The sequence below is a fragment of the Xanthomonas campestris pv. asclepiadis genome, assembly GCF_020784175.1.
Taxonomy (GTDB): Bacteria; Pseudomonadota; Gammaproteobacteria; order Xanthomonadales; family Xanthomonadaceae; genus Xanthomonas; species Xanthomonas campestris_D.
This window is the reverse complement of the sequence record NZ_JAJGQM010000005.1, coordinates 37,736-62,010: the sequence shown is the minus strand read 5'-3', so window position 1 is coordinate 62,010 and position 24,275 is coordinate 37,736. Positions and strand designations below refer to the sequence as shown.

Here is a 24,275-nt window from a genome sequence, read left to right as displayed (position 1 = left end):
GCCCCAACCATTCGCATGCGTATGTAGTTGACCCCACACCCTGCCCGGCCGAAAATATCTCCATATCGCGATATAGAGATATTCATGGATCTGGAAGACTGGTCGGCGCGCCTGAAGGTATTTGCCGACGCCACCCGCGTCCGCCTGCTGACCTTGCTGGAGCAGGAAGAACTCACCGTGGCCGAGCTGTCGGCGATCACCCGCCTGGCCCAGCCGCGCGTGTCCACGCACCTGGCCAAGCTCAAGGAAGCCGGGCTGGTGCGCGACCGCCGCGCAGGCGTGTCGGCCTATTACCGTTTCGACGAGGTGTCGCTGGACCCGGCGCAGCGCGCCCTGTGGCTGGCGCTGAGCACCGGCAGCGACGATCCGCTGCTGCGCCAGGACGCCGAGCGCGTGGCAGCAGTGCTGGCCAACCGCGCCGCCGACCAGAACTGGGCCGATTCGGTGGCCGGCGACATGGAGCGGCATTATTCCCCCGGTCGCACCTGGGAAGCACTGGCGCGCACCGCCCTGCCCTTGCTGGAAACCGGCGACGTGCTCGACATCGCCTCCGGCGACGGCGTGCTGGCCGAGCTGGTGGCACCGCATGCCACCCGCTACATCTGCATCGACACCAGCGCGCGCGTGGTCGCCGCCGCCAGCGAGCGCCTGCGCAAGCTGCGCAATGTGGAAGTGCGCGAAGGCGACATGCATGCGCTGCCGTTTCCCGATGCCAGTTTCGACCTGGTGGTGCTGATGCATGCGCTCACCTACGCGGCCAAGCCGGCGCAGGCGGTGGCCGAATCCGCGCGCGTGCTGCGCCCCGGTGGCCGCTTGCTGTTGTGCAGCCTGGCCAAGCACGAACATCGCGCCGCGGTGCATGCCTATGGCCACGTCAATCTCGGTTTTGCGTCCAAGGAATTGCGCAAGTTCGCCGAGAAAGCCGGGCTGGACGTGTCCAGCCTGGAGACGGTGACGCGCGAGAAGCGCCCGCCGCATTTCGAGGTGATTTCGTTGATTGCGGTGAAGCCGGGAATTGGGAATCGGGAATCGGGAATCGTTGAAAGCAAAGGCGCTGCTTTGCGGAGAACCGGATCATGACGCCCGCAGCAATCTCCAATTCCCAATCCCCACTCCCGTTTGCACTGCCGTGGCTGCATCCGGAGCGCGCCGCCAGACTCACTGCCGCGCTCGCCGAACGCATCCTCATCATCGATGGCGCGATGGGCACCATGATCCAGCGCCACGATCTGCAGGAACCCGATTATCGCGGTACCCGCTTTGCCGACGGGTACGACAGCGCGCAGGTACATGTGCATGGCCCGGGCTGCGATCACGCGCACGCACCGCAAGGCCACGACCTGAAAGGCAACAACGACCTGCTGTTGCTGTCGCGCCCGGAGATCATCGCCGGCATCCACCGCGCCTATCTGGACGCCGGGGCCGACCTGCTGGAAACCAACACCTTCAACGCCACCTCGGTGAGCCAGGCCGACTATCACCTGGAACATCTGGTCTACGAATTGAACAAGGCCGGCGCGCAGGTCGCGCGTGCGTGCTGCGATGAAGTCGAGGCGCTGACCCCACACAAGCCGCGCTTCGTGATCGGCGTGCTCGGCCCCACCAGCCGCACCGCCTCGATCAGCCCGGACGTCAACGACCCCGGCTATCGCAACACCAGCTTCGACGCATTGCGCGAGACCTATCGCGAGGCCATCGACGGCCTGATCGACGGCGGTGCCGACACGCTGATGGTGGAAACCATCTTCGACACGCTCAACGCCAAGGCCGCGCTGTATGCGATCGAGGAAGTGTTCGAAGCGCGCGGCGGACGCCTGCCGGTGATGATCTCCGGCACCATCACCGATGCCTCCGGACGCACCCTGTCCGGCCAGACGGCCGAGGCGTTCTATGCCTCGGTCGCGCACGGGCGGCCGCTGTCGGTGGGCCTGAACTGCGCGCTCGGCGCAAAGGACCTGCGCCCGCATGTGGAGACCTTGTCGCAGATCGCCGACGCCTATGTCAGCGCGCATCCCAACGCCGGCCTGCCGAACGCCTTCGGCGAGTACGACGAAACTCCGGAAGAAATGGCCGAAACCCTGCGCGAATTCGCGCAGGCCGGCCTGCTCAACCTGGTCGGCGGCTGCTGCGGCACCTCGCCGGATCACATCCGCGCCATCGCCGAAGCGGTGGCCGACCTGCCACCGCGGCAGTTGCCTGGCGCGCAGGAGCTGGCCGCGTGATGCGGCAGTCACGCCCTCATCCGCCCTTCGGGCACCTTCTCCCGCAAGCGGGAGAAGATGGCGCGCAGCGCCGGATGAGGGCCGCAGTGCGTCGCGCCCCATGGTCAGGCCGTGAAGATCACCCACGCACCAAGACCGATCGCGCCGTCAACGTCCAGCAGAGCCTCGCATGAGCACTCCCCGCCACACCCGCCTGTCCGGCCTGGAACCGCTGGTCATCACGCCGGACCTGTTGTTCGTCAACGTGGGCGAGCGCACCAACGTCACCGGCAGCGCGCAGTTCCGCAAGCTGATCAAGGAGGAGCGCTACGAAGAGGCGGTGGAAGTGGCGCGTCAGCAGGTCGCCAACGGCGCGCAGATCCTCGACGTCAACATGGACGAGGGCCTGATCGATTCGGAAAAGGCGATGACGCGCTTTCTCAACCTGATCATGTCCGAGCCGGACATCGCGCGCATTCCGGTGATGGTGGATTCGTCCAAGTGGAGCGTGATCGAAGCCGGCCTGAAGTGCCTGCAAGGCAAGAGCGTGGTCAATTCGATCTCGCTCAAGGAAGGCGAGGCGCTGTTCATCGAACAGGCGCGCAAGGTGCTGCGCTATGGCGCCGCCGCGGTGGTGATGGCCTTCGATGAAGTGGGCCAGGCCGATACCTGTGCGCGCAAGGTCGAGATCTGCACACGCGCTTACAAGGTGCTGACCGAGCAGGTGGGCTTCCCGCCGGAAGACATCATCTTCGACCCGAACATCTTTGCCGTGGCCACCGGCATCGAGGAGCACGACAACTACGCGGTGGACTTCATCGAAGCCACCCGCCAGATCAAGCGCACATTGCCGCATTGCCATATTTCCGGCGGCGTTTCCAACGTGTCGTTCTCGTTCCGCGGCAACGAGATGGTACGCCAGGCGATCCACTCGGTGTTCCTGTTTCATGCGATCAAGGCCGGCATGGACATGGGCATCGTCAACGCCGGCGGCATGCCGATCTACGACGAGCTGGACCCGGAACTGCGCGAGCGCGTGGAGGATGTGATCCTCAACCGGCGCAAGGACGGCACCGAGCGGCTGCTGGAAATCGCCGAACGCTACAAGGGCAGCAAGGGCGCGGTGAAAGTCGAGGACCTGGCCTGGCGCGAGAAGCCGGTGCGCGCACGGCTGGCGCATGCGCTGGTGCACGGCATCGACGCATTCGTGGAAACCGATACCGAGGAAGCGCGGCAACAATCCACCCGCCCGCTGGATGTGATCGAAGGCCCGCTGATGGACGGCATGAACGTGGTCGGCGACCTGTTCGGCGCCGGCAAGATGTTCCTGCCGCAGGTGGTCAAGTCCGCACGCGTGATGAAGAAGGCGGTGGCGTATCTGCTGCCGTTTATCGAAGCGGAAAAGCTGCGTACCGGCGATGTCGGCAAGTCCAACGGCAAGATCATCATGGCCACCGTCAAGGGCGATGTGCACGACATCGGCAAGAACATCGTCGGCGTGGTGTTGGCCTGCAACAACTTTGACGTGGTGGATCTGGGCGTGATGGTGTCGGCGCAAGTGATCCTGGACCGGGCGCGCGCGGAGAATGCAGACCTGATCGGCTTGTCCGGCCTGATCACGCCGTCGCTGGAAGAGATGTCGCATGTCGCACGCGAGATGCAGCGGCAAGGCTTCGAGATTCCGCTTTTGATCGGCGGCGCCACCACCTCGCGCGCGCACACCGCCTTGAAGATCGACCCGCATTACACCGCCCCCACCGTGTGGGTGAAGGACGCCTCGCGTGCGGTGGGCGTTGCGCAATCGCTGATCTCGCGCGACCTGCGCCAGGCCTTTGTCGCCGCCAACGATGCCGACTACGCGGAGATCCGCGCGCGCCATCGCAATCGCGGCGACGCCAAGCGCCTAGTGCCGCTGGAAAAGGCACGCGCACAGCGTTTCGATGGCGATTGGGCATCCTACACACCGCCCGCGCCGCGCCAGCCCGGCCTGCACGTGTTTGACGATTACCCGCTGCAGGAGTTGATCGAGCTGATCGACTGGACCCCGTTCTTCCAGGCCTGGGAACTGGCGGGCAAGTTTCCGGCGATCCTCAGCGACGAGGTGGTCGGCCCCCAGGCCAGCGAGTTGTACCGCGACGCACGCAAGATGCTGCGCACCATCGTTGCGGAAAAATGGCTGACCGCCAAGGCGGTGTTTGGGCTATGGCCGGCCAATAGTGTGGGCGATGATGTTGTGGTGCTGACCGAGCCTGCGGAATCGGGAATCGGAAATCGGGAATCGCAAGGCGATCCTTCGGCGCCGGACCATTCCCGATTCTCCATTCCCCATTCCCTGCATTTCCTACGCCAGCAGGTCGACAAACCCATCGACCGCCCCGACTTCTGCCTGGCCGATTTCATCGCACCTAAAAGCAGCGGCAAGCAGGACTGGATCGGTGCGTTTGCGGTGACTGCCGGCATCGGGATCGACCCGCATGTGGCGCGGTTTGAAGCCGCACACGACGACTACAACGCGATTCTGCTCAAGGCCCTGGCCGACCGTCTGGCCGAGGCGCTGGCCGAGCGCCTGCATCAACGCGTGCGTACCGAATTCTGGGGCTATGTGGAGGATGAGACGCTGGATAACGAGGCACTGATCGCCGAGCGCTATCGCGGCATTCGCCCGGCACCGGGGTATCCCGCCTGCCCCGAGCACAGCGAGAAGCGCACCCTGTTCGACCTGCTCGATGCCGAGCGCCACGCCTCAATGACGCTGACCGAAAGTTTCGCGATGCTGCCCACCGCCGCGGTTTCCGGCTATTACTTCAGCCATCCCAGGAGCCAGTACTTCGTGGTCGGGCGCTTGGGCAAGGAACAGGTGGCCGACTACGCCAAGCGCAAGGGCATCACCTTGGCATTGGCCGAACGCTGGCTCGCATCGAACCTGGATTACGACCCGGAGTAAGGGCAGCCGCAGACTGCAGACATCGTAGGAGCGCACCCATGGTGTGGTAATCGGTCTTGCCGGCGGGGCTTTTTTCATCGCTGTACTTGCGGTTGTCCGCATCCAGGATGCGATACCACGCGCCATAGCGGTGGTCGATCATGTACTTCCAGGAATACGCCCAGAGCTTGTCGTACCACTGCCAGTAGCGCTCCTGGCCGCTGCGCTGGGCCAGCAACGCCGCCGCCGCCAACGACTCGGCCTGCACCCAAAAGTACTTGTCGTCGTCGCAGACCTTGCCGTCCGGGTCGAAGCCGTAATACAGCCCGCCACGCTGCGCATCCCAGGAGCGCTCCACTGCCACATCGAACAGATGTTGCGCGGTCGGCAGCAGCCAATCGGTCGGCGCGTAGCGATCCAGCAGCATCAGCAGCTTGGCCCACTCGGTCTGGTGGCCCGGCTGGAAACCCCACGGGCGGAACAGGTGCTTGGGATTGTCGCGGTTGTAGTCCCAGTCGATGTTCCACTGCAGATCGTAGTGTTCCCACACCAGGCCGTCGGCCTTGGCCGCCTGGCGCCGGGTCATGGTGTCGGCCAGCGACAACGCGCGGTCCAGATAACGCTGCTCACCACTGGCTTCGTACGCGGCGATCATCGCCTCGCACATGTGCATGTTGGCGTTCTGGCCGCGGTAGCTGGTGAAGTTGAACTGCGCATCGGCTTCGTCGCGGTACAGGCCGAATTCCGGCTCCCAGAAATGTTTTTCCAGCAGCTGCCAGGTCTCGTCCATCCATGTGCGCGCCTCGTCGATGCCCACCTTCAGGCCGCACGAATACGCCAGCAGCACGAACGCCACGCCGTAGCAGTGATTCATGTCGTCTTCGACCACGCCATCGCGCAGGGTCCACGCGTAGCCGCCGGTGGCTGGATTGCGGTGCACGTTGCGCAGGTAATCCAGGCCGTGATGCACTGCCTGCAGGTATTGCGCATCGCCGAATTCGCGATACGCCATTGCATAGTTGAAGACGAAGCGCGTACTGCTGACCAGATGCCGATGCCCGGCATCGTAGATCGCACCATCGTCGCGGAAGTACTGGAAAAATCCGCCCGCCGGATCGATCGCGCGTGGGTGGTAGAACGCCATGGTGTCGGCGATATGCTGACGCAGCACATCGGCCGAACGGAAATCGGGTGCGGGGCTCGCAGGCAAACGGCTCATGGTTGTTCCTGGATCAAAGAATGGACTTCATCGACGCTCGGCATCGCCGCAAACGCGCCCTTGCGCGTCACCGCCAGCGCACCGACCGCTGCGGCAAAGCGGATCACCTCGGTGATCGCAGCGGCATCGCCACACAACTGCTCCAGCGTGGACGCACGCGCAGCCAACTGAAACAGCAGGCCGCCGACGAATGCATCGCCCGCTGCGGTGCTGTCACGCACCTGCACGTCGAAGGCCGGCACCTGGCCGGAATCAGTGCGTGTCTGCCAATGCACCGGTCCGCCGCCATCGGTGACCAGCAACCAGCTGGCCCGTCCCTGCCAGAGCTTCTGGGTGACCATGCTGGCATCGCCATCGAGCGTGCCGGCCAGGTAATCGAGTTCTTCGCGTGAGAGCTTGACCACATCGGCCAGCGCCAACGCCTCCCACAGCAACGCGGCCGGGTCCACATCCTGCGGCCACAACATCGGGCGCAGGTTGAGATCCAGGCTGACAATGGCGCCATCGGCGCGTGCGCGGCGCATGCCGTCCAGCGTGCATTGCGCGATCGCAGGCTCGGTCATGCTGTTGGAGCAGACATGCAGCACGGCGGCCTGCGTGAAGCCATCCGCGGCAAAATGCTCGGGACGGAACAACAGATCCGCCGCAGGCGGACGATAGAAACTGAAACTGCGCTCGCCGGCTTCATCCAGAGCCACAAAAGCCAGCGCGGTCTTGGCTTGATCAGTGCGCACGATGCCATTGGTAGCGACGCCGGCCTGCTGCAGACTGTGCAGCAGAAAGTCGCCGAACATGTCGCGCCCCAGCATGCCGACGAAATGCGCCGCACCACCCAGCCGCGCCACCGCGACCGCGACATTGGCCGGCGCACCGCCGGCGTATTGCGCAAACGTACGTGCCTCATCCGGACCGGCCTGCGGCAGTGCCAGCATGTCGATCAAAGCCTCGCCAAAGCAGACCACCTGGTTCTTTGCAGCACTCATGCCTGCGCCTCCGCCAGTGCGCCGCGCAGACGCGAGCCCCAGATGCCGTAGAACACGATGTACAGGTAGCACACCAGCGGCAACACGAACGACTCGTGCAGACCGATGCTGTCGGCCAGCAGGCCTTGCAGATACGGCACGATTGCGCCGCCGACGATGGCCATGATCAACAGGCTCGAGGCGCGGCCGGTCAGCGGGCCAAGCCGCTCGATGCCGAGCGTAAAGATGGTCGGGAACATGATCGAATTGAACAGGCCGATCGCCACCAGCGCATACACCGCCAGCATGCCGCCACTGGCCATGGTCAGCACCAGCAGCAGTGCGTTGATCCCGGCGAACACCGACAACAGCACGCGCGGCGACAACTTGGCCAGCAAGGCCGAACCGATGAAGCGGCCGATCATCGCCAGCGTCCAGTACGCCGACACGTAGTGGGTCGCCTCGCGCTCGGTGAACCCGCCGATCTGCGGCAACGAGAAATAGTTGACCATCAGGCTGCCGATCGCCACTTCCGCGCCGACATAGAAAAAGATAGCCAGCACACCGAAGCGCACATGCGGATGCGCCAGGGCATCCAGCAGCGAATGCCTGCTTTCATCCTTCTGCGCGCCCGCATCGGTGAGTGCCGGCAGACGGAACAGGAACACGAAGATCGCCAGCAGAAACAGCACGATGCCCAGACCGATGTACGGCCCCTGCACGGCTTGCGCTTCCTGCACGCGATAGGCCAGCTGCTCGGCTTCGGGCAGCACCTTGAGCTGATCGCCGCTCATCACGGTGTTGGACAGGATCAGCCAGCCACCGAACAGCGGCGCGATTGCGGTGCCCAGCGAATTGAGCGCCTGCGCCAGCGTCAACCGGCTGGACGCACTGCGCTCCGGGCCCAGCAACGCGACATAGGGGTTGGCGGCCACCTGCAGGATGGTGATGCCGGTCGCCAACACGAACAGCGCGCCGAGAAATGCGCCATAGACGCGCAGTTCCGCCGCAGGCCAGAAGCCCAACGCACCGACCGCGGCAACCGCCAGCCCAGCCACGATGCCTTGCTTGTAGCCAAGCCTGGCCACCAACCAACCGGCTGGCAGCGACATCAGGAAATACGCGCCGAAGAAGGTGAACTGCACCAGCATCGCCTGCGCGAAGTTGAGTTCGAACACCGCCTTCAGATGCGGAATCAGGATGTCGTTGAGGCAGGTGAGAAAGCCCCACATGAAAAAGATCGTGGTGACGACCGACAACGCAACGCCATTGTTGACGGGCGCCTTGTTGCCGCTTGGCACTGTGGATTGCGTGGAAAGGGAAACCATAGGAATTGCCTGGTCAGCGGCCTGAGGCCTTGGTGGGGGAATGCACGGGGGAAGAATCGTTGGGGGAGTGAAGCGCAACGACGGAGCTTGACGCACTGGCGCTGCTGGCGCTGCTGGCGCGGATCTTCAGTTCGACTGCGGCGGTCAGGCGTTGCGATGCAAGGTCGGGACTGCCGATACGCTGCAACACCAGTTGCGCGGCCTGGCGGCCGCGCGCACGCGGATCGGCGGCCAGGGTGGTCAGCGCGGGGGTAAACAATGCAGCTTCGGCGATATCGTCGAAACCGGTCACAGCGAAGTCGCGCCCCGGCACGATGCCATGCATCGCCAGCGCCGCCATCAGGCCCAACGCGACACTGTCGTTGTAACAGACCGCCGCAGTTGCACGATCGTGCTCGGCACGATCCAGCATGCGACCCGCGCACAGCGCAGCATCCTGTCGGTTCGGTGCGGATTCGACGTAATGCGCGGCCAGGCCGGCATCGGCCATCGCACGCGCGTAACCGGCGCGGCGTTGCCGGCAGGAACTGGATTCGGCATGGCCACCGAAGAACACGATGCGCCGGTGGCCTTGCGCGATCAGATGCGCGCAGGCAAGCAACGCACCCTGCTCGTTGTCCAGCGCCAGCAGATCCCAGCCCGCGCCCTCCACTTCGCGGTTGAACAACACCACGTTGTGTTGACGCCCCAGCACCTGGGTCAAGGCCTGCGCCTGGCTGCCTTCGGCCGGCGACAGGATGATGCCGGCAGGCGTGTGCTCCATCAGCGAGGTCAACACCGCCTGCTGGCGCTGCGTCGATTCGCCGGTGCTGCCGAGCAGGGTCACATAACCGGCTGCGCCAAGAGCTTCATCAACGCCTGCGGCGAATTCGGCAAAGAACGGGTTGGACAGATCGTTGATGACCAGCGCGATGCTGGATGACGTGCGGCGGCGCAGATTGGCCGCAGCACGGTTGTAGACGTAGTGCTGCCGATCCAGCTCGGCCTCCACGCGCGCGCGCGTGGTCGCGTGCACCAGCGGGCTGCCGCGCAGCACCAACGACACCGTCGCACGCGACACGCCGATGGCGCCGGCGATATCGCGCAAGGTCACCGCACCGCGTCCGCCGCGCCGGGCATCGCCGTCCTCCGCAGCGGAGGGCGTCGGTTTGGCACGCGTCACGCTGCCGACCTTGCAATGGAAGAAGTGCGCATGCATCTGGCGTCGATTGGATCGATCCAATTAGGCCTTTTCCGCGCACCCAATGCATGCGGCAGTGCAACATAGCCAGCAGTCGCGCCGATCCTGACTGCAGTCGCCTCCTTACTGAAATGCGATCGACAGGCCGATCCCGCCCTGCCAGTCCGGGCTCTCGGAGGTCAGCCCGCGCAGCACCGAGACATCCAGTTGCATCGCATGCGGCAACTGCCAGGCACCACCGGCGCCGGCCACGCGCGAGTGATCGCTGCCGGTGTCGAAACCCGCTTCCACATAGCTGCTGAAATGCTCGCCTGAGAAGAACGTGTAGTTCGGCGAGAAGGTCCAGGTATGTCCGTCGCTGTCGCGTGCGTAGTTCACGTACAGCGCCAGGGCGCGCTGCTGCGCCAGATCCCAGGACGCAGTTACGCCCAGTTCGCGCGCATAGCCGTCGCTGAAGGCCGGGCTGCCGGTCGGCACGCTGTAGCTGCCGAGCGCGGCCCAATGAAAGCTGTCCGACTGCGACGGCAATGCCACCTTCAGGCCGATATGGCTATCGCCCCCGCCACGCACACGCTCACCGCCACCGTGCTGCCAGTTGTAGCTGTCGCTACCCACCTGCAGCTCCACATTCTGGGACAGCCCCAGGCGCAGTAGCGTATCGGCGGTGTACTGCGTGGTGCGCTGCCCGTCGCTGCGATCGGTACTCGCGTCCGGCAGGCCCTGCTCCCAGGCGAACGCGCCGGGCTGCAGCACTTCGGCAGCAAACGGAATACCGGGACGGTCGAACGCCGGTGCGTCCTCCGCCTGTGCAGCGGCCTGCTGACTCACCACGCACAACCCAAGCATAACCGCGGCCGGCTCCATGGCGCGCGTCGCCTGCAAACCCGAAGCGCGGCGCGCGGTGGATGCAACTGGAGCAACAACGCAGGACTTCAATACGTTCGACAACATGGACATACGCGACACCATCGGCAGGGAATGAGCGGCAACACAACAGGCACCATGCCCGGAGGCGTTGACCGATAAGGCCGCGATGGTGCCGCGCGCGCCGTGACCGGCCCGTGTATCGCCAACGCTGCATTGCTGCATGGAGCAGCCGGACGGCGCGCAGCAACGATCCAGGTGCGCACCACGCAAGGCAACGCACCAAACAACATGGGCACCCATCAGGTGCCCATGACCAACAACACCTAGCTCACGCAGGGTTACCAGACCAGGTCGTCGGGCACCTGATACTGGGGGTCGGCATACGGGTCTTCGCCTGCCGGCGCATTCGGGTCCACCTTCAATGCCACCGATGGCGCAAACACCGCTTCGGCTTCTGCCAGTACCTCGGCGGTGACCAACAGATAGCGGCCGTTGAGCTGCAGCACGCCAAGCTCGCCGGCGTTGAGCGCCTTGAGCTGATCGGCAGTCACGTAGATACGCTTGATCTTGCCGCCATACGGGAAATGCCGGGCGATGTCCGCCTCGGCATGATTCAGCCCCTTGTCCTTGAGCAGCTCTTCGAGCTTGGCCTTGGCTTCGCGACGCAGGCGTGCTTCTTCCTGCTTCAGCCGCTCGGCTTCGATGCGCTCGTCCTTCTCGCGTTGCGCGCGGATCGCATAGGCCTTGGCCAGATCGATGTCTTCGCGCGTGCGTGCCGGCCTGGGTCCGCGGCGGTCGGCCGTGGACTGCGGCGGACGTTGCGGTCCTGCCGGCTTGCCATCGTTGCGACGCTCCGGCCTGCCGTCATTCTTGCGCTCGCCCTTGCCGTCGGTCGCCGCAGCGGCATGCGGCCGCTGCGGTCCCCTGCCCTGGCCACCCGGCTTGTTGCCGCCGGGCGCAGGCCTTCCACCATTGCCATGTTGACGCGCGGCGGGCCGTGCGTCGGGTTTGCGTTCGGGCTTGGGTGCGGACTTGAAGCCCAACCCAAGCAACTGGTCACGTAAGGTATCGCTCATGGCGGTGGCAATCTGCAATCAATAATGCGGAGGCGGCGGTTCATCCGCAGCGTCGGCAAACAACGTGGAGCGCACCTTGCCCAGATCCTCAAGCAGGTGGCGGATCAGCTCGGCATTGCGGGCGCCCGTCAAACGGGCGTCCGCAAGTGCTTCACTCAGTTCATTGAGCGCCTGCTCCTGAAAGGACAGGCGCGTTTCCAGTTCAACCAACCGCGCGTCCAGTTCCTGGTCGCGCGGCGAGAGTTGCTCATGCATGCAACGAACGGCCTCGTCCGATGGCGTAGTAGGCCAGACCTGCGGCTTCGATTTCCTGCGGGTCGTAAAGGTTGCGACCGTCGAACACGACGTCGTCCTTCAAGGCCTGCTTGATCTTGCCGAAATCCGGGCTGCGGAACTGCTTCCACTCGGTGACCACGACCAGGGCGTCGGCGCCTTCCAGTGCGGCAAATGCCTCGTCGCAGAAGGTCAGGTCGTCGCGCTCGCCGAAGATGCGCTTGGCTTCATGGGTCGCTTCCGGGTCGTAGGCACGCACGGTGGCACCGGCTTCCCACAACTGCTCCATCAAACGCCGGCTGGACGCGGCACGCATGTCGTCGGTATTGGGCTTGAATGCCAGGCCCCAGACCGCGAAGGTCTTGCCGGCAATGCTGCCGGTGCCTTCGGCGCCGTAGTGACGCTGCACCAGTTCGAACAGGTGACCCTTCTGCGCGTTGTTGACGCTTTCCACCGCGTTGAGCAGGGTCGGCTCCATGCCGTACTGCTCGGCGGTCTTGGCCAATGCCTGCACATCCTTCGGGAAGCACGAGCCGCCGTAGCCGGCGCCGGGATAGATGAAGTGCCAGCCGATGCGCGGATCCGAACCAATGCCGTTACGCACGTGCTCGACGTCGGCACCAACACGCTCGGCAATATTGGCGATCTCGTTCATGAAACTGATCTTGGTCGCCAGCATCGCGTTGGCCGCGTACTTGGTCAGCTCGGCCGAACGCACGTCCATCTCCACGATGCGATCGCGGTTGCGGTTGAACGGCGCATACAGACGGCGCATGCGTGCAATGGCCGCCGGCTTCTTGGCACCGATGACGATGCGATCCGGACGCATGCAGTCGGCCACGGCGTCGCCTTCCTTGAGGAACTCGGGGTTGGAGACCACGTCGAATTCATGGTCCACGCCGCGTGCGTCCAGCTCTTCCTGGATCGCGACCCGCACCTTGTCGGCGGTGCCGACCGGCACGGTGGACTTGTTGACGACCACCGACGGGCCGTCGATATGCCGGCCGACGGTCCGCGCAACCGCCAGCACGTACTGCAGGTCGGCACTGCCATCCTCGTCCGGGGGCGTGCCCACGGCAATGAAGGTGATTTCGCCGTGCGCAATCGCCTCGGCCGCATCGGTGGTGAAGCGCAACCGGCCAGAGGCGTGGTTGGCTTTCACCATCGGCTCCAGGCCGGGTTCATAGATGGGAATCACCCCACGATTGAGACCATCAACTTTCGCCTGGTCGATATCCACGCAGATAACGTGATGACCTACTTCCGCCAGACAGGTACCGGTGACAAGACCAACATAGCCGGTACCAAAGATCGCAACTCGCATGGGTGGGGGTACTCCTGTGGGGGATCAGGGAAGGATACCCATCAGTTCGACATCGAACGTCAACGTTGCGTCTGGTCCGATCGGCCCCCCCTGCGTGCCGTTCGGGCCATAGGCCAAGTTGGATGGAATCCAGAAACGATATTTCGAACCGACCGGCATCAACGCGACGCCCTCGGTCCAACCTGCAATGACTTGATTCAGACCGAACTCGGCCGGCTGGCCGCGCTGGTAGGAGCTGTCGAAGACCTGCCCGTTGAGCAGCTTGCCTTCGTAATTCACGCGCACCGTGTTGGTGGGCATCGGGCGCTCGCCGCTGCCCTGGCGCAGCACCATGTATTGCAGGCCCGACGCGGTGGTGATCACGCCCTTTTCGGTCTTGTTCTTGGCCAGGAAGGCATTGCCTTCCTCGCGATTCTTGGCACCGGCAGCGCCCTGCTTGGCAGAGGCGAACGCCTGCATGGTGGCAGCGGCTTCCTGCTGGGTCAGACGCGTGGTGCCCTTGGCGAACACGGTCCGCACCGCTTCCATCAGGATCGACAGGTCGATCTCGTCCTTGATGCCGGCCAGCGAGGGACCGACCGCGCGATCGCCAAGCATCAGACCGACATTTTCCTTGGACGGCGCAGCCGGCGCGCTACCCGGCGCCATGCCCGGAACCTGCTGACCGTTACGTGCCGCCAGCGCGGTGCGCAGTGCGGTGTCGGTGGCCTGGGTCTGCTCGTCGGACAACAGCGGCTTGCCGCCCTTGAATGCATTCTCGATGGCGCGTTGCAGTGCGCTCACATCGATGTCCTGGGCAATCGGCTCGAACGAACGTGCCACATCCATACCGATGGCGTAGCTGACGTTGTCGCGCGTGCTCTTCTCAGACGATGCATTCAAAACTGGCTTCTCCTTGGTGGCCGCTGCGGCCGGTTGCTGCGACATCGCCGGCATCGATGCCGACAGTGCCACCATCAGTAGCGACGCCGCCGCGCCGCGCTTTCCCATCTTCATTCGATGCACTTCCCGAAAGTGAAAAGACACGCCGACGCCGGCGCTGAATGCGCATTGTCGCATGTGCGCGTGGCGTTGCGAGCGCCGCGCTCAGCGCGACGGCGCGTTGAGCTCGCGTTCGATTGCCGCCAACACGCTCGGATCGTCTGGTTTGATCTTGCTGGGGAACTGCGCCACCACCCGTCCATTGCGACCGATCAGATACTTGTGGAAGTTCCAGCCCGGCGCCACACCAGTGGCCTGTGTCAGGCGCTGATACAGCGGCGTGGCCTGCGCACCCAGCACATGCACCTTCTCAAACATCGGGAACTTGACGCCATAGGTCAGCGTGCAGAATTCCTGAATCTGCTTCTCAGATCCGGGTTCCTGCCCCTGGAAATCGTTGGACGGAAAGCCCAGCACCGAAAAGCCGCGACTGCCGAAGCGCTGGTTCAGAGCCTCCAGCCCTTCGTATTGCGGCGTGTAGCCGCACTTGCTGGCGGTGTTGACCACCATCAGCACCTTGCCGCCGTAGGTACGGTTCAGGTTGATTGGCGCCTTGCCGGCCAGCGGCCGGTAGTCCAGATCCAGCACCGGCGCACCGGCGGCCAGCGCCGAGGCGGAAAAAAAGCCAGCGAATACAACGACCAGCAGACGCTTGAGCAACATGAGCGATCCCTTTCGATAGGTTCCGGCCACTCGCCGAGGCGGGGTGCCATCAGTTGGGTATGACAGGCAGTTGACTGCCTGCGTGTCGGTGTTATAGTTGAATACAACACCAGTCATCCAACGCAGGGGGAAAGCATGAACAGCACACGCTTCACGCGACCAGCTCCATTGCTGCTGTTCGGCAGCGCCCTGTTCGTCATTGGTTGCCTGGGAGCCGCTTCCAGTCAGGTTACGGAGTCCGGCGCCGATTATGGCGTGTCGGAGGCGGTTACGGAAAACGCGACAACTCCCCCCGAGGCGCGCACCCGGCCCAGCCGGCATCTGCGCGCTTCGCTGTCGATGCCCTATTTCTCCTTCGCGCAGGTCCTGCGTCCACGGAGCTGACCATGAACGACATCCAATGGAGCGACGGCGCTCCCATCTACCGCCAACTCAAGGAACGGGTGATTGCCATGATGCTCGATGGAATCCTCAAGCCTGGCGACGCCCTGCCCTCGGTACGGCAGGTGGCGGCCGACTACCAACTCAACCCCATCACCGTCTCGCGCGCATATCAGGAACTGGCCGACGAGAACCTGGTGGAGAAACGCCGCGGCCTAGGCATGTTCATGACCCCGGAAGCCGCGCAGAAATTGCGTGGCAGCGAACGCGAGCGTTTCCTGAATGAAGAATGGCCCGCGGTGCTGGAACGCATCCAGCGCCTGGGACTGTCCATCGACGATCTGTTGCCACAGGGAAAAACACCATGACCGCCGTCTCCTCCGACCATGTGGTCGACGCACGTGGCCTGCGCAAGGCCTACAAGCATCGGCTCGCGCTGGACAACACCAGCTTCACCATCGCCTCCGGGCGCATCGTCGGCCTGATCGGCCCCAATGGCGCCGGCAAGACCACTGCGCTCAAGGCGGTGCTGGGGCTGACCGATTTCGGCGGTGAACTGAGTGTGCTCGGCATGGATCCGCGCACCCAGCGCAACGCACTGATGAACGAGGTCTGCTTCATCGCCGACGTGGCGGTGCTGCCACGCTGGCTGCGGGTTGGCGAGGCAATCGACTTTGTCGCCGGCGTGCATCCGCGCTTCGATCGCGCCAAGTGCGAGCGTTTCCTGGCCAATACGCAGCTCAACCGCAAGTCGCGGGTGCGCGAATTGTCCAAGGGCATGATCGTGCAGCTGCATCTGGCGCTGGTAATGGCCATCGACGCGCGCATCCTGGTGCTGGACGAGCCCACCCTGGGCCTGGACATCCTGTATCGCAAGCAGTTCTACCAGCGCCTGCTGGAGGATTACTTCGACGAGCAGAAGACCATCATCGTCACCACCCACCAGGTCGAAGAGATCGAACACATCCTCACCGATGTGATGTTCATCCGCGACGGCCGCATCGTGCTGACCGCCGACATGGAAAACGTGGCCGAGCGTTACACCGAAGTATTGGTGGGTGCCGAGCATCTCGACGCCGCCAGAGGCCTGACGCCGATCGACGAGCGCAGCCTGCCGTTCGGCAAGACCGTGATGCTGTTCGATGGCGTGCCGAAGGCGCAGCTCGCCCGTTTTGGCGAAACCCGCAATCCCGGCCTTGCCGACCTGTTCGTTGCGGTCATGAAGGGGACCTACGCATGAATGCACTCACCCACCAAGCTTCTCCCGCACGCACGTTCGGCTGGCTGCTCAAGCGCGAGTATTGGGAACACCGCGGCGGTTTCGTCTGGGCACAGATCATCACCGGTGGCATCGCGGTGTTCTTCGCGCTGCTGGGCGCGGTGATCGGCGCGATCAGCGCGCGTCGCAACATGATCGGCGACAGCATCACGATGGACGATCTGGCCGAGTACACGCGCACGCTGGGCCAGGTCGGCGACGGCCTGCTGCTGGGCGGCATCGGGATCGCCTCGGTGGTGCTGGCGTTCGTGGTGTTCTTCTATTCGCTGGGCAGCCTGTACGACGACCGCCGCGACCGCAGCGTGCTGTTCTGGAAGTCGCTGCCGGTGTCCGATGTGCAGACGGTGCTGTCCAAGGCGGCCTGGGCGCTGTTGCTGGCGCCGCTGATCGCCATCGCGATCGGCGTGCTGGTCGGCCTGGCGCTGTGGCTGATCGCCATCGTGGGCGCCTCGATCGCCGGCGTCCCCAGCCCCTGGGCACTGGCAACCCATTCGCACCCCTTCTCGCTGCTGTGGCTGTTGCTGAAGACCGTGCCGATGAGCCTGCTGTGGGCGTTGCCGACCGTGGGCTGGCTGATGTTCTGCTCGGCCTGGGCCACCAGCAAGCCGTTCCTGTGGGCGGTGCTGTTCCCGCTGCTGGCCTGCGTGATGTTGAGCATCCTCTCGGCGATGCCGGGTGTCTCGCTGCCGATCGGCTGGATCTGGTACATCGTCGGCTACCGCGGCCTGCTCAGCGCCCTGCCCGGCACCTGGTCGCCACGTGCGGTCAGCGGCAACCTCGACAGCAGCGCGATGCAGAACCCCAGCGATCTGGTGCAGTGGGCGCTGCAGCACACCGACAGCGCACTGGTCTACGGCAATCCGGACATCTGGATCGGCGCCGCCATCGGCGTGGTGCTGATCGCTGCCTCCATCTACCTGCGCCGTCGGCGCTCCGAAGCCTGAAGGACATCCCATGCGTCGTCTGCTGAGTCTGGCCATCCTGTTCGCCGTGCCCGGCGCTGCGTTTGCCGAGGAGCAATGCACATTCTCCGAACCGCGCAGCCTGGAGTTGAAACTGAGCGGAGTGAAGTCGGTGCTGTTCGAGGTCGCCTCCAACGACCTGCATCTGGACGCCGCGCCAGGCAACGGCGGCCGTCTGAGCGGCCGCGCCTGTGCCGCCAGGGCCGATCTGCTCGAGGGCATGACCGTCACCCAGAAGCGCGTCGGCGACAAGCTGGTGGTGACGCTGGCCGATGACCGCCCGTCGCGCATCTCCATCGGCGACAGCTACGCGTACCTGGACCTGCGTGGCAACGTGCCCGACACGCTGCTGGTGCAGTTCGACGTGGGCTCCGGTGACGCCGAGATCAGCGGCGCTGCCGCCGTGAGTGCCGATGTCGGTTCCGGCGACATGGCGATCCGCCGCACCAAGGGCCGGGTCACCGCCAAGGTCGGTTCCGGCGATATCGAACTGGAGGAGATGGGGTCGCTGCGCGTGCTGGCGATCGGCTCGGGCGATCTCAAGGCCAGGCAGGTGCATGGCGCGGCGGAGGTCGGCAAGGTCGGTTCGGGCGACGTCAAGCTGCGCGGCGTGGCAGGCAACGTCAAGTTCGGCACGATCGGCTCCGGCGATGTCGACATCGACGATGTGCAAGGCGATGTCGGCGTGGAAGCGGTCAACTCCGGCGCCCTGAGCGTGCACAAGGTGCGCGGCGACGTCAGCGTCGCGCGCAAGGGCAGCGGCGATATCGACGTCAGCAATGTGGCCGGCACCACCCGCGTGCCGACCGACAACTGACCGCTGCATTGACCATTCAAGAGGGGAACGGCTGATGAAACTGTTGATTTCTGCGGTATTGGCGGGCGCGCTGCTGGTCGGTTGCGGCAAGTCCGAACCCAAGGTCATTGTGTCGGGCGAGAACAACGAGGGCGGAGTGACCTTCAACGGCAAGAGCCTGACGCTCCACCGCGACGGCCTACCTGCGGCCACCATCGGCGCGGATGGCGCGCTCAGCATCGCCGGCAAGCCGGTGAGCCTGAACGATGCGCAGCGGCAGGCGATGCGCGGTTTCTACGTGCAGATCTAAGGTGTCGCCGATAAAGGCATCGACATCGGCACGCAGGGCGCGGCCTTCGGTGCGCACGCCGCCGGCGAAGCGCTCAAGGGCGTGCTCAGCGGCAACACCGACCAGATCGGCGACAAGATCCAGGCGCAGGCGGAAACCTTCAAACACAATACGATGCAGATCTGCGACCAGCTGGCCACGCTGCGCAACGCGCAGGACGCCGCCGCGCAACTGGTGCCGGCATTCGCGCCGTACTCGACCCTCACCCAGCACGATGTCGACGATTGCCGCAAGTAAGCGCGGCCCTGACCGCCGCTGCGCGCTCATCGACGGGCGCAACGGCTCACCGGTGCAGATGGATCGTCACGCCGATTCCTGCACGCATGCCAGGCAGCTGACACCGGCCTGCGACATTTTGTCAGCCGCGCTAAGTGCCAATGGCTCCAGTCTGCTGGCCGGAGCGGGATTACACTAATGCGCTCCCCTGACCCCAGCGACCCCATGAACAAGTTCGTGATGCTCTGCATGGCGCTCCTGCTATGCGCCCTGACCGCCTGCGGCGACCAGTCGTCGCGGCGCGCCGAACGCGGCAAACCGCGTGTTGCCATCACCACCCAGTCGGTGATGATCCGCCGCCCACCGGCCGCCAATGCGGAAATCACCCCGGACGGCACGCTGAAGATCGACGATATCGCGCTGCCGCAGAAGGAGCCGACGCGCGTCAAGTTGCAGCTGCTGTTCGGGCACCTGCAGATGCTGCGCCAGCAGGCCGTCAACGAGCCTGGCGCGGACCCGGAATACAAGTCGATCAAGCTGACCGCCACGCCGGAGATCCAGCAGCTCAGCGGCGAATTGTTGGATGAAATCCCGTCGCTGCAACCGTATCGCGAGAGCTTCGGCAACGTGCAGGCCGAGCGGCACTGAGTAACCGGCCAAGGCCGCGCAAAACCGTAGATTGGCGCGAGACCGTGTAGGAGCGCACTGGTGCGCGATGGGGCTTTATCGGGAAGGCTTCATCGCGCCCAGGTGCGCTCCTACATACACACACGCTTTCAGTGGTCAGCCACCGCCGCCGCTGCTGCCAGCCTGGATGCCACCGCGGGTCAGCGCTGCCGGATCCAGCAAACGGCGCAGATCCGCTTCGCTGAGCCCGCTGTCTTCCAGCGCCACGTCCAGCACCGGGCGTTGTTCCTTGTAGGCACGTTTGGCGATCGCCGCGGCCTTCTCGTAGCCGATGATCGGGTTGAGCGCGGTGACCAAGATCGGATTGCGGTCCAGCGCCTCGCGCACGCGCTCCTGGCGCACCTTCAACCCGGCAATCGCGCTATCGGCCAGCAGCCGCGCCACATTGCCCAGCAAATTGATCGAATCCAGCAGGTTGTAGGCGATCAACGGCAGCGTCACGTTCAACTGAAAGTTGCCGGTCTGCCCGGCCACGGTGATCGCGGTGTGGTGGCCGATGACCTGCGCGCAGGCCATCACGGTGGCTTCGGGAATCACCGGGTTGACCTTGCCCGGCATGATCGAACTGCCCGGCTGCAGCGCCGGCAACTCGATCTCGCCCAGCCCGGCCAGGGGGCCGGCATTCATCCAGCGCAGATCATTGGCAATCTTGATCAATGCCACCGCCAGCGCATTGAGCTGGCCGGACAACTCCACCGCATCGTCCTGCGCGGCCAGGCCTTCGAACTTGTTGTCAGCACTCTCGAACTTGAACTTGCTCAAGCCCGACAAGGCCTTGGCCACCTTGCCGCCGAAACGCGGATCGGCATTGATGCCAGTGCCGATCGCGGTGCCGCCCAGCGGCAGCCGCCGCAGGCGCTTGAGGGCATCGTCGATACGCTCCTGCGCCGAACTCAGCTGCGCCGACCATGCACCGAATTCCTGGCCGAAGGTCAGCGGCATCGCATCCATCAGATGCGTGCGCCCGGTCTTGACGACCTTCTCCAGCCCCTTGGCGCGCTTGTCGATGGTCTTGCGCAGATGCTTGAGCGCCGGCTGCAGGTGTTCCTGCACCGCAAGCAACGCCGACACCCGGATCGCGGTGGGCACCACGTCGTTGGAACTCTGCCCGAGATTGACGTGATCGTTGGGATGCACCGCATCCTTGCCGGCGCGCGTGGCCAGCGTGGCGATCACCTCGTTGGCATTCATGTTGGACGAGGTACCCGAGCCGGTCTGATAGACGTCGATCGGAAACTGCGCGTCATAGGTGCCGTCGGCGACCTGCAGCGCCGCGTCCTGCACGGCCTTGCCGATCGACTTGGGCAGCAACCCGAGCTCGGCGTTGACGCCGGCCGCGGCGGCCTTGATCAGGCCCAGCGCGCGGATGAAGCCGCGCGGCATCGGCTGGCCGGAGACCGGAAAATTCTGCACGGCACGCTGGGTCTGCGCGCCCCACAAGGCATCGGCGGGCACCTGCAATTGCCCCATGCTGTCGTGTTCGGTCCTGAAACGTTCGCTCATCTGCACTCTCCGCACATGGTTGGTTTGTGGTGATGGATGGCTGGCAGCGGGCGCACCCACGCTGGCGAGACTGCCTACGATACTCGCTCACGGCGTTGCGACCGTGTCGTCGCAAACCGTGGGCTAGACTGCCCATTGATCCATACGAGGTACCACGCCGCCATGGGCGACGACCCTGACTGTAGCAACGCATCGATTGCGTCCTTGCTGCGCACACACCGCCCCATCATTGACACGCAGCGGCTGACACGCAGCGCTACCGCCGTTGCACGGCACGGAGGCGGACGCCATGTTGGGTAATGTGCTGCTGTTGTTCGTCGCGCTGCTGCTGGTGCTGTTGAACGGCTTCTTCGTTGCTGCCGAGTTCGCGCTGGTCAAGCTGCGGCATACGCAGGCGGTGGGCCTGGCGCAAACCAACGGTTGGCGCGGGCGGTTATTGCTCGGCGTGCATGCGCATCTGGATGCCTATCTGTCCGCGTGTCAGCTCGGCATCACCCTGGCTTCGCTCGGCCTGGGCTGGGTCGGCGAGCCGGCGTTCGCACATCTGCTGCAGCCGCTGTTCGACAGCGCCGGCCTGTCGCCGGAAGCGGCGCAGTTCACCGCGCTGGCGATCGCCTTCAGCCTGATTTCGTTCCTGCACATCGTGCTGGGCGAACTGGCACCCAAGACCATGGCGATCCGCCGCCCGGAGCGGATGTCGCTGTGGACCGCCGCGCCGCTCTACGTGTTCTATTGGCTGATGTATCCGGCGATCTGGGTACTCAATACCAGCGCCAACCGCCTGCTGCGGGTGCTGGGCTGGGGCGATGTGGAACATCAATCGCATCGCTATTCGCGCGAGGAGCTGATGCTGATCGTCGGCCGCCAGGATCCGAACGCGGCCACGCCCGACCACGGGCTGGCCTTGATGAGCCATGCGCTGGAACTGCCCGACCTGGTCGCCGGCGACCTGATGCGCCCGCGCGAGCACATGCGCAGCCTGCGCGAAGGCATGACGCTGGAATCGGTGCTGGCCGAGTTCAGCGAGTCGCGCTACAGCCGCTACCCGTGGTTCGATGCCGATGGCGAGCAGGTGCTGGGCATCCTGCATACCAAGGACCTGCTGGTGGCAATGGCGCGCAGCCAGGACCTGGACGATCTGCGCCCGTTGCTGCGTCCGCCCACCCTGCTGACCCTGGAAACCCCGATCCCCAGTGCGCTGGAGCAGTTCCGCACCGGCACCACCCATCTGGCGCTGTGCGTGGAGGACCAGGGCCGCATCCTGGGCTTTTTCACCCTGGAAGACCTGCTGGAGGTGGTGGTCGGCGAGATCGAGGACGAGCACCGCCACGTGGTGCGCGACGCCCCGATCCGCAGCCAGGACGGCTCGCTGCTGGTGGCCGGCAGCACCTCGATCTTCCGCCTGGAGCGCCTGCTCGGCCGGGACCTGAGCGCGCCGGACCACGTCAATTCGGTCGGCGGGCTGATCGTGCACCGGTTGCAGCGGCTGCCCGAAGAAGGCGAAACCCTGGAGCTGGACGGCCACGCACTGACGGTACGGCGCATGGCCGGGCACCGGATCCAGGCGATCACGGTGCGGCCGATCGGCGAAGCCGGCGCCGGGGCGGCGTAGAATACGCACCCCCGCCAGCCTCCCAGTGCCCTGCCCATGTCGGATTCCGCCCTGCTCGCCCTGTCCCCACTCGACGGCCGCTACGCTTCCAAAGTGGATGCGCTGCGTCCGATCTTCTCCGAATACGGCCTGATCAAGGCGCGGGTCAAGGTCGAGATCGAATGGCTGCTGGCACTGGCGGCCGAGCCGGGCATCGCCGAGCTGGCGCCGTTCTCGGCCGCCGCCACCCAGACCCTGCGCCGCCTGGCCGACGACTTCAGCGTCGGCGATGCCGCACGCGTCAAGCAGATCGAGCGCACCACCAACCACGACGTCAAGGCGGTGGAGTACTTCATCAAGGAACAGCTCAAGGACGATGCCGAGCTGGGCCCGGCGCTGGAATTCGTGCATTTCGCCTGCACCAGCGAGGACATCAACAACCTCAGCTATGGCCTGATGCTGGAACAGGCGCGCCGCGAGGTGCTGCTGCCGACGCTGGACGGCATCACCACCAGCCTGCGCGCCCTCGCCAATGCCCAGGCCGGCCAGCCGATGCTCTCGCGCACGCATGGCCAGACCGCCTCGCCCACCACACTGGGCAAGGAAATCGCCAATGTGGTCGCGCGCCTGGAGCGGCAGCGCAAGCAGATCGCCGCGGTCGAACTGACCGGCAAGATCAACGGCGCGGTCGGCAACTACAACGCGCACCTGGTGTCGTACCCGGAGCTGGACTGGGCCGCGTTCGCGCAGCGCTTCGTCGAAAGCCTGGGCCTGGTGTTCAACCCCTATACCACCCAGATCGAGCCGCACGACAACGTGGCCGAAATCGGCGACGCCAGCCGCCGCGCCAACACCATCCTGATCGACCTGTCGCGCGACATCTGGGGCTACATCTCGCTGGGCTACTTCAAGCAGAAGCTCAAGGAGGGCGAAGTCGGCTCCTCGACCATGCCGCACAAGGTCAACCCGATCGACTTCGAAAATGCCGAAGGCAATTTCGGCATCGCCAACGCCTTGTTCGAGCATTTCTCGGCCAAGCTACCGATCAGCCGCTGGCAGCGCGATCTCACCGACTCCACTGTGCTGCGTGCGCTCGGCACCGCGTTCGGCCACACCCAGGTGGCGCTGGATTCGCTGGCCAAGGGCCTGGGCAAGCTGACCGTCAATCCGCAGCGCCTGGATGCGGACCTGGACGCGGCCTGGGAAGTGCTGGCCGAAGCCGTGCAGACGGTGATGCGTCGCCACGGCCTGCCCAACCCGTACGAACAGCTCAAGGCATTGACCCGCGGCCAGGGCATCACCGCCGCGTCCATGCAGGCGTTTGTCGAGAGCCTGCAGTTGCCGGAACAGGACAAGCAGCGTCTGCGTGCGCTGACCCCGGGCACCTACACCGGCCTGGCCGAGCAGCTGGCGCGCGCGATCTGAACCAGCGGCAGTCAATGATCGGCATCGCGACGTTCCATCCAGCCGTCAGGAGGATTGCCATGGCATTGCGCTCACTGCTGTCCGTGTCC

The 24,275-nt window shown here is 64.9% G+C and carries 23 protein-coding genes and 1 pseudogene; 13 read left to right on the top strand and 11 right to left on the bottom strand.

Translation table 11 applies throughout. The features are described from left to right. Nucleotides 1-84 precede the first annotated feature (84 nt). From LL972_RS04030 to metH, 3 genes are all read left to right on the top strand, one after another. Nucleotides 85-1,080 (top strand): ArsR/SmtB family transcription factor, encoded by a 996-nt coding sequence (locus tag LL972_RS04030; protein ID WP_228326494.1) that lies wholly within the window; start codon nt 85-87, stop codon nt 1,078-1,080. Beyond that, nucleotides 1,077-2,222 carry a homocysteine S-methyltransferase family protein gene (locus LL972_RS04025; RefSeq protein WP_228326493.1) on the top strand — a complete coding sequence of 382 codons (1,146 nt, stop codon included), beginning with the start codon at nt 1,077-1,079 and terminating at the stop codon, nt 2,220-2,222. Before LL972_RS04030 ends, LL972_RS04025 begins: the two co-directional genes overlap by 4 nt. Before the next feature lie 169 nt (nt 2,223-2,391). Continuing rightward, nucleotides 2,392-5,145: a methionine synthase gene (gene metH / locus LL972_RS04020; RefSeq protein ID WP_228326492.1), complete on the top strand. Its 2,754-nt coding sequence runs from the start codon at nt 2,392-2,394 to the stop codon at nt 5,143-5,145. On the opposite strand, the gene LL972_RS04015 is transcribed toward metH, so the two are convergent. From LL972_RS04015 to fucP, 3 genes are read right to left on the bottom strand one after another with little or no spacing between them, the layout of a single operon-like run. After that, nucleotides 5,087-6,343, bottom strand: coding sequence for an AGE family epimerase/isomerase (locus LL972_RS04015; RefSeq protein ID WP_228326491.1), 1,257 nt, complete (start codon nt 6,341-6,343; stop codon nt 5,087-5,089). The two genes, metH and LL972_RS04015, sit on opposite strands and share 59 nt — an antisense overlap. Next, nucleotides 6,340-7,326 (bottom strand): carbohydrate kinase family protein, encoded by a 987-nt coding sequence (locus tag LL972_RS04010; RefSeq protein ID WP_228326490.1) that lies wholly within the window; start codon nt 7,324-7,326, stop codon nt 6,340-6,342. The genes LL972_RS04015 and LL972_RS04010 overlap by 4 nt, the downstream gene beginning before the upstream one ends. Further along, complete coding sequence (gene fucP, locus LL972_RS04005; protein WP_429002111.1) at nt 7,323-8,546, bottom strand: L-fucose:H+ symporter permease; 1,224 nt, start codon at nt 8,544-8,546, stop codon at nt 7,323-7,325. The genes LL972_RS04010 and fucP overlap by 4 nt, the downstream gene beginning before the upstream one ends. On the opposite strand from fucP, the gene LL972_RS21605 reads away from it, so the two are divergent. Beyond that, nucleotides 8,536-8,658, top strand: coding sequence for a hypothetical protein (locus tag LL972_RS21605; RefSeq protein ID WP_255438075.1), 123 nt, complete (start codon nt 8,536-8,538; stop codon nt 8,656-8,658). The genes fucP and LL972_RS21605 overlap by 11 nt on opposite strands. Here the strand turns inward: LL972_RS21605 and LL972_RS04000 are convergent. The 7 genes from LL972_RS04000 to LL972_RS03970 all read right to left on the bottom strand — a co-directional run bounded on the left by LL972_RS04000 (nt 8,647) and on the right by LL972_RS03970 (nt 14,997). Then, nucleotides 8,647-9,831 carry a LacI family DNA-binding transcriptional regulator gene (locus LL972_RS04000; RefSeq protein WP_228326489.1) on the bottom strand — a complete coding sequence of 395 codons (1,185 nt, stop codon included), beginning with the start codon at nt 9,829-9,831 and terminating at the stop codon, nt 8,647-8,649. The genes LL972_RS21605 and LL972_RS04000 overlap by 12 nt on opposite strands. Before the next feature lie 105 nt (nt 9,832-9,936). Then, on the bottom strand, nt 9,937-10,659 hold the full coding sequence (locus tag LL972_RS03995) for a transporter (RefSeq protein WP_228326488.1): 723 nt from the start codon (nt 10,657-10,659) through the stop codon (nt 9,937-9,939). A 359-nt stretch (nt 10,660-11,018) separates the two neighbouring features. Then, nucleotides 11,019-11,756 (bottom strand): DUF2058 domain-containing protein, encoded by a 738-nt coding sequence (locus LL972_RS03990; RefSeq protein WP_323134202.1) that lies wholly within the window; start codon nt 11,754-11,756, stop codon nt 11,019-11,021. Nucleotides 11,757-11,774: 18 nt separating this feature from the next. Then, complete coding sequence (locus LL972_RS03985) at nt 11,775-12,011, bottom strand: SlyX family protein (protein WP_024939344.1); 237 nt, start codon at nt 12,009-12,011, stop codon at nt 11,775-11,777. Next, nucleotides 12,004-13,353: a UDP-glucose dehydrogenase family protein gene (locus LL972_RS03980; protein ID WP_024939343.1), complete on the bottom strand. Its 1,350-nt coding sequence runs from the start codon at nt 13,351-13,353 to the stop codon at nt 12,004-12,006. Before LL972_RS03980 ends, LL972_RS03985 begins: the two co-directional genes overlap by 8 nt. Before the next feature lie 24 nt (nt 13,354-13,377). Next, nucleotides 13,378-14,349 (bottom strand): FKBP-type peptidyl-prolyl cis-trans isomerase, encoded by a 972-nt coding sequence (locus LL972_RS03975; protein ID WP_016901531.1) that lies wholly within the window; start codon nt 14,347-14,349, stop codon nt 13,378-13,380. A 90-nt stretch (nt 14,350-14,439) separates the two neighbouring features. Then, entirely contained in the window at nt 14,440-14,997 is a 558-nt protein-coding gene (locus LL972_RS03970; protein ID WP_016901532.1) for a glutathione peroxidase, read from the bottom strand. Between the two features lie 135 nt (nt 14,998-15,132). Between LL972_RS03970 and LL972_RS03965 the strand changes: the two genes are divergently transcribed. The 7 genes and pseudogenes from LL972_RS03965 (at nt 15,133) to LL972_RS03935 (ending at nt 19,628) form a co-directional block, all read left to right on the top strand. After that, entirely contained in the window at nt 15,133-15,381 is a 249-nt protein-coding gene (locus tag LL972_RS03965; RefSeq protein ID WP_205391858.1) for a hypothetical protein, read from the top strand. Between the two features lie 2 nt (nt 15,382-15,383). Continuing rightward, on the top strand, nt 15,384-15,746 hold the full coding sequence (locus LL972_RS03960) for a GntR family transcriptional regulator (protein ID WP_003483692.1): 363 nt from the start codon (nt 15,384-15,386) through the stop codon (nt 15,744-15,746). Next, complete coding sequence (locus LL972_RS03955) at nt 15,743-16,618, top strand: ABC transporter ATP-binding protein (protein ID WP_228326486.1); 876 nt, start codon at nt 15,743-15,745, stop codon at nt 16,616-16,618. Before LL972_RS03960 ends, LL972_RS03955 begins: the two co-directional genes overlap by 4 nt. Beyond that, nucleotides 16,615-17,601 (top strand): ABC transporter permease, encoded by a 987-nt coding sequence (locus LL972_RS03950; RefSeq protein WP_228326485.1) that lies wholly within the window; start codon nt 16,615-16,617, stop codon nt 17,599-17,601. The genes LL972_RS03955 and LL972_RS03950 overlap by 4 nt, the downstream gene beginning before the upstream one ends. A gap of 10 nt (nt 17,602-17,611) precedes the next feature. After that, the gene (locus LL972_RS03945) at nt 17,612-18,436 is read left to right on the top strand and encodes a GIN domain-containing protein (RefSeq protein ID WP_228326484.1); all 825 of its coding nucleotides are present in this window, start codon (nt 17,612-17,614) and stop codon (nt 18,434-18,436) included. Nucleotides 18,437-18,470: 34 nt separating this feature from the next. Further along, nucleotides 18,471-19,001 (top strand): annotated as a pseudogene (locus LL972_RS03940) (DUF2884 family protein). Between the two features lie 204 nt (nt 19,002-19,205). After that, on the top strand, nt 19,206-19,628 hold the full coding sequence (locus LL972_RS03935; protein WP_228326483.1) for a hypothetical protein: 423 nt from the start codon (nt 19,206-19,208) through the stop codon (nt 19,626-19,628). 135 nt (nt 19,629-19,763) lie between these two features. Here LL972_RS03935 and LL972_RS03930 read toward each other — a convergent pair whose 3' ends face one another. Further along, nucleotides 19,764-21,170: a class II fumarate hydratase gene (locus LL972_RS03930; protein WP_228326482.1), complete on the bottom strand. Its 1,407-nt coding sequence runs from the start codon at nt 21,168-21,170 to the stop codon at nt 19,764-19,766. 289 nt (nt 21,171-21,459) lie between these two features. Between LL972_RS03930 and LL972_RS03925 the strand changes: the two genes are divergently transcribed. Beyond that, nucleotides 21,460-22,782: a hemolysin family protein gene (locus tag LL972_RS03925; RefSeq protein ID WP_104648400.1), complete on the top strand. Its 1,323-nt coding sequence runs from the start codon at nt 21,460-21,462 to the stop codon at nt 22,780-22,782. 36 nt (nt 22,783-22,818) lie between these two features. Beyond that, nucleotides 22,819-24,186: an adenylosuccinate lyase gene (gene purB / locus LL972_RS03920; RefSeq protein WP_228326481.1), complete on the top strand. Its 1,368-nt coding sequence runs from the start codon at nt 22,819-22,821 to the stop codon at nt 24,184-24,186. Nucleotides 24,187-24,275: the final 89 nt, after the last annotated feature.

Bases quoted from the DNA above. Each gene is read 5' to 3' on its own strand.
- LL972_RS04030 (WP_228326494.1), top strand. From the start codon at position 85: ATGGATCTGGAAGACTGGTCGGCGCGCCTGAAGGTATTTGCCGACGCC.
- LL972_RS04025 (WP_228326493.1), top strand. From the start codon at position 1,077: ATGACGCCCGCAGCAATCTCCAATTCCCAATCCCCACTCCCGTTTGCA.
- metH (WP_228326492.1), top strand. From the start codon at position 2,392: ATGAGCACTCCCCGCCACACCCGCCTGTCCGGCCTGGAACCGCTGGTC.
- LL972_RS04015 (WP_228326491.1), bottom strand. From the start codon at position 6,343: ATGAGCCGTTTGCCTGCGAGCCCCGCACCCGATTTCCGTTCGGCCGAT.
- LL972_RS04010 (WP_228326490.1), bottom strand. From the start codon at position 7,326: ATGAGTGCTGCAAAGAACCAGGTGGTCTGCTTTGGCGAGGCTTTGATC.
- LL972_RS21605 (WP_255438075.1), top strand. From the start codon at position 8,536: ATGAAAAAGATCGTGGTGACGACCGACAACGCAACGCCATTGTTGACG.
- LL972_RS04000 (WP_228326489.1), bottom strand. From the start codon at position 9,831: ATGCATGCGCACTTCTTCCATTGCAAGGTCGGCAGCGTGACGCGTGCC.
- LL972_RS03995 (WP_228326488.1), bottom strand. From the start codon at position 10,659: ATGCTTGGGTTGTGCGTGGTGAGTCAGCAGGCCGCTGCACAGGCGGAG.
- LL972_RS03990 (WP_323134202.1), bottom strand. From the start codon at position 11,756: ATGAGCGATACCTTACGTGACCAGTTGCTTGGGTTGGGCTTCAAGTCC.
- LL972_RS03985 (WP_024939344.1), bottom strand. From the start codon at position 12,011: ATGCATGAGCAACTCTCGCCGCGCGACCAGGAACTGGACGCGCGGTTG.
- LL972_RS03980 (WP_024939343.1), bottom strand. From the start codon at position 13,353: ATGCGAGTTGCGATCTTTGGTACCGGCTATGTTGGTCTTGTCACCGGT.
- LL972_RS03975 (WP_016901531.1), bottom strand. From the start codon at position 14,349: ATGAAGATGGGAAAGCGCGGCGCGGCGGCGTCGCTACTGATGGTGGCA.
- LL972_RS03970 (WP_016901532.1), bottom strand. From the start codon at position 14,997: ATGTTGCTCAAGCGTCTGCTGGTCGTTGTATTCGCTGGCTTTTTTTCC.
- LL972_RS03965 (WP_205391858.1), top strand. From the start codon at position 15,133: ATGAACAGCACACGCTTCACGCGACCAGCTCCATTGCTGCTGTTCGGC.
- LL972_RS03960 (WP_003483692.1), top strand. From the start codon at position 15,384: ATGAACGACATCCAATGGAGCGACGGCGCTCCCATCTACCGCCAACTC.
- LL972_RS03955 (WP_228326486.1), top strand. From the start codon at position 15,743: ATGACCGCCGTCTCCTCCGACCATGTGGTCGACGCACGTGGCCTGCGC.
- LL972_RS03950 (WP_228326485.1), top strand. From the start codon at position 16,615: ATGAATGCACTCACCCACCAAGCTTCTCCCGCACGCACGTTCGGCTGG.
- LL972_RS03945 (WP_228326484.1), top strand. From the start codon at position 17,612: ATGCGTCGTCTGCTGAGTCTGGCCATCCTGTTCGCCGTGCCCGGCGCT.
- LL972_RS03935 (WP_228326483.1), top strand. From the start codon at position 19,206: ATGAACAAGTTCGTGATGCTCTGCATGGCGCTCCTGCTATGCGCCCTG.
- LL972_RS03930 (WP_228326482.1), bottom strand. From the start codon at position 21,170: ATGAGCGAACGTTTCAGGACCGAACACGACAGCATGGGGCAATTGCAG.
- LL972_RS03925 (WP_104648400.1), top strand. From the start codon at position 21,460: ATGTTGGGTAATGTGCTGCTGTTGTTCGTCGCGCTGCTGCTGGTGCTG.
- purB (WP_228326481.1), top strand. From the start codon at position 22,819: ATGTCGGATTCCGCCCTGCTCGCCCTGTCCCCACTCGACGGCCGCTAC.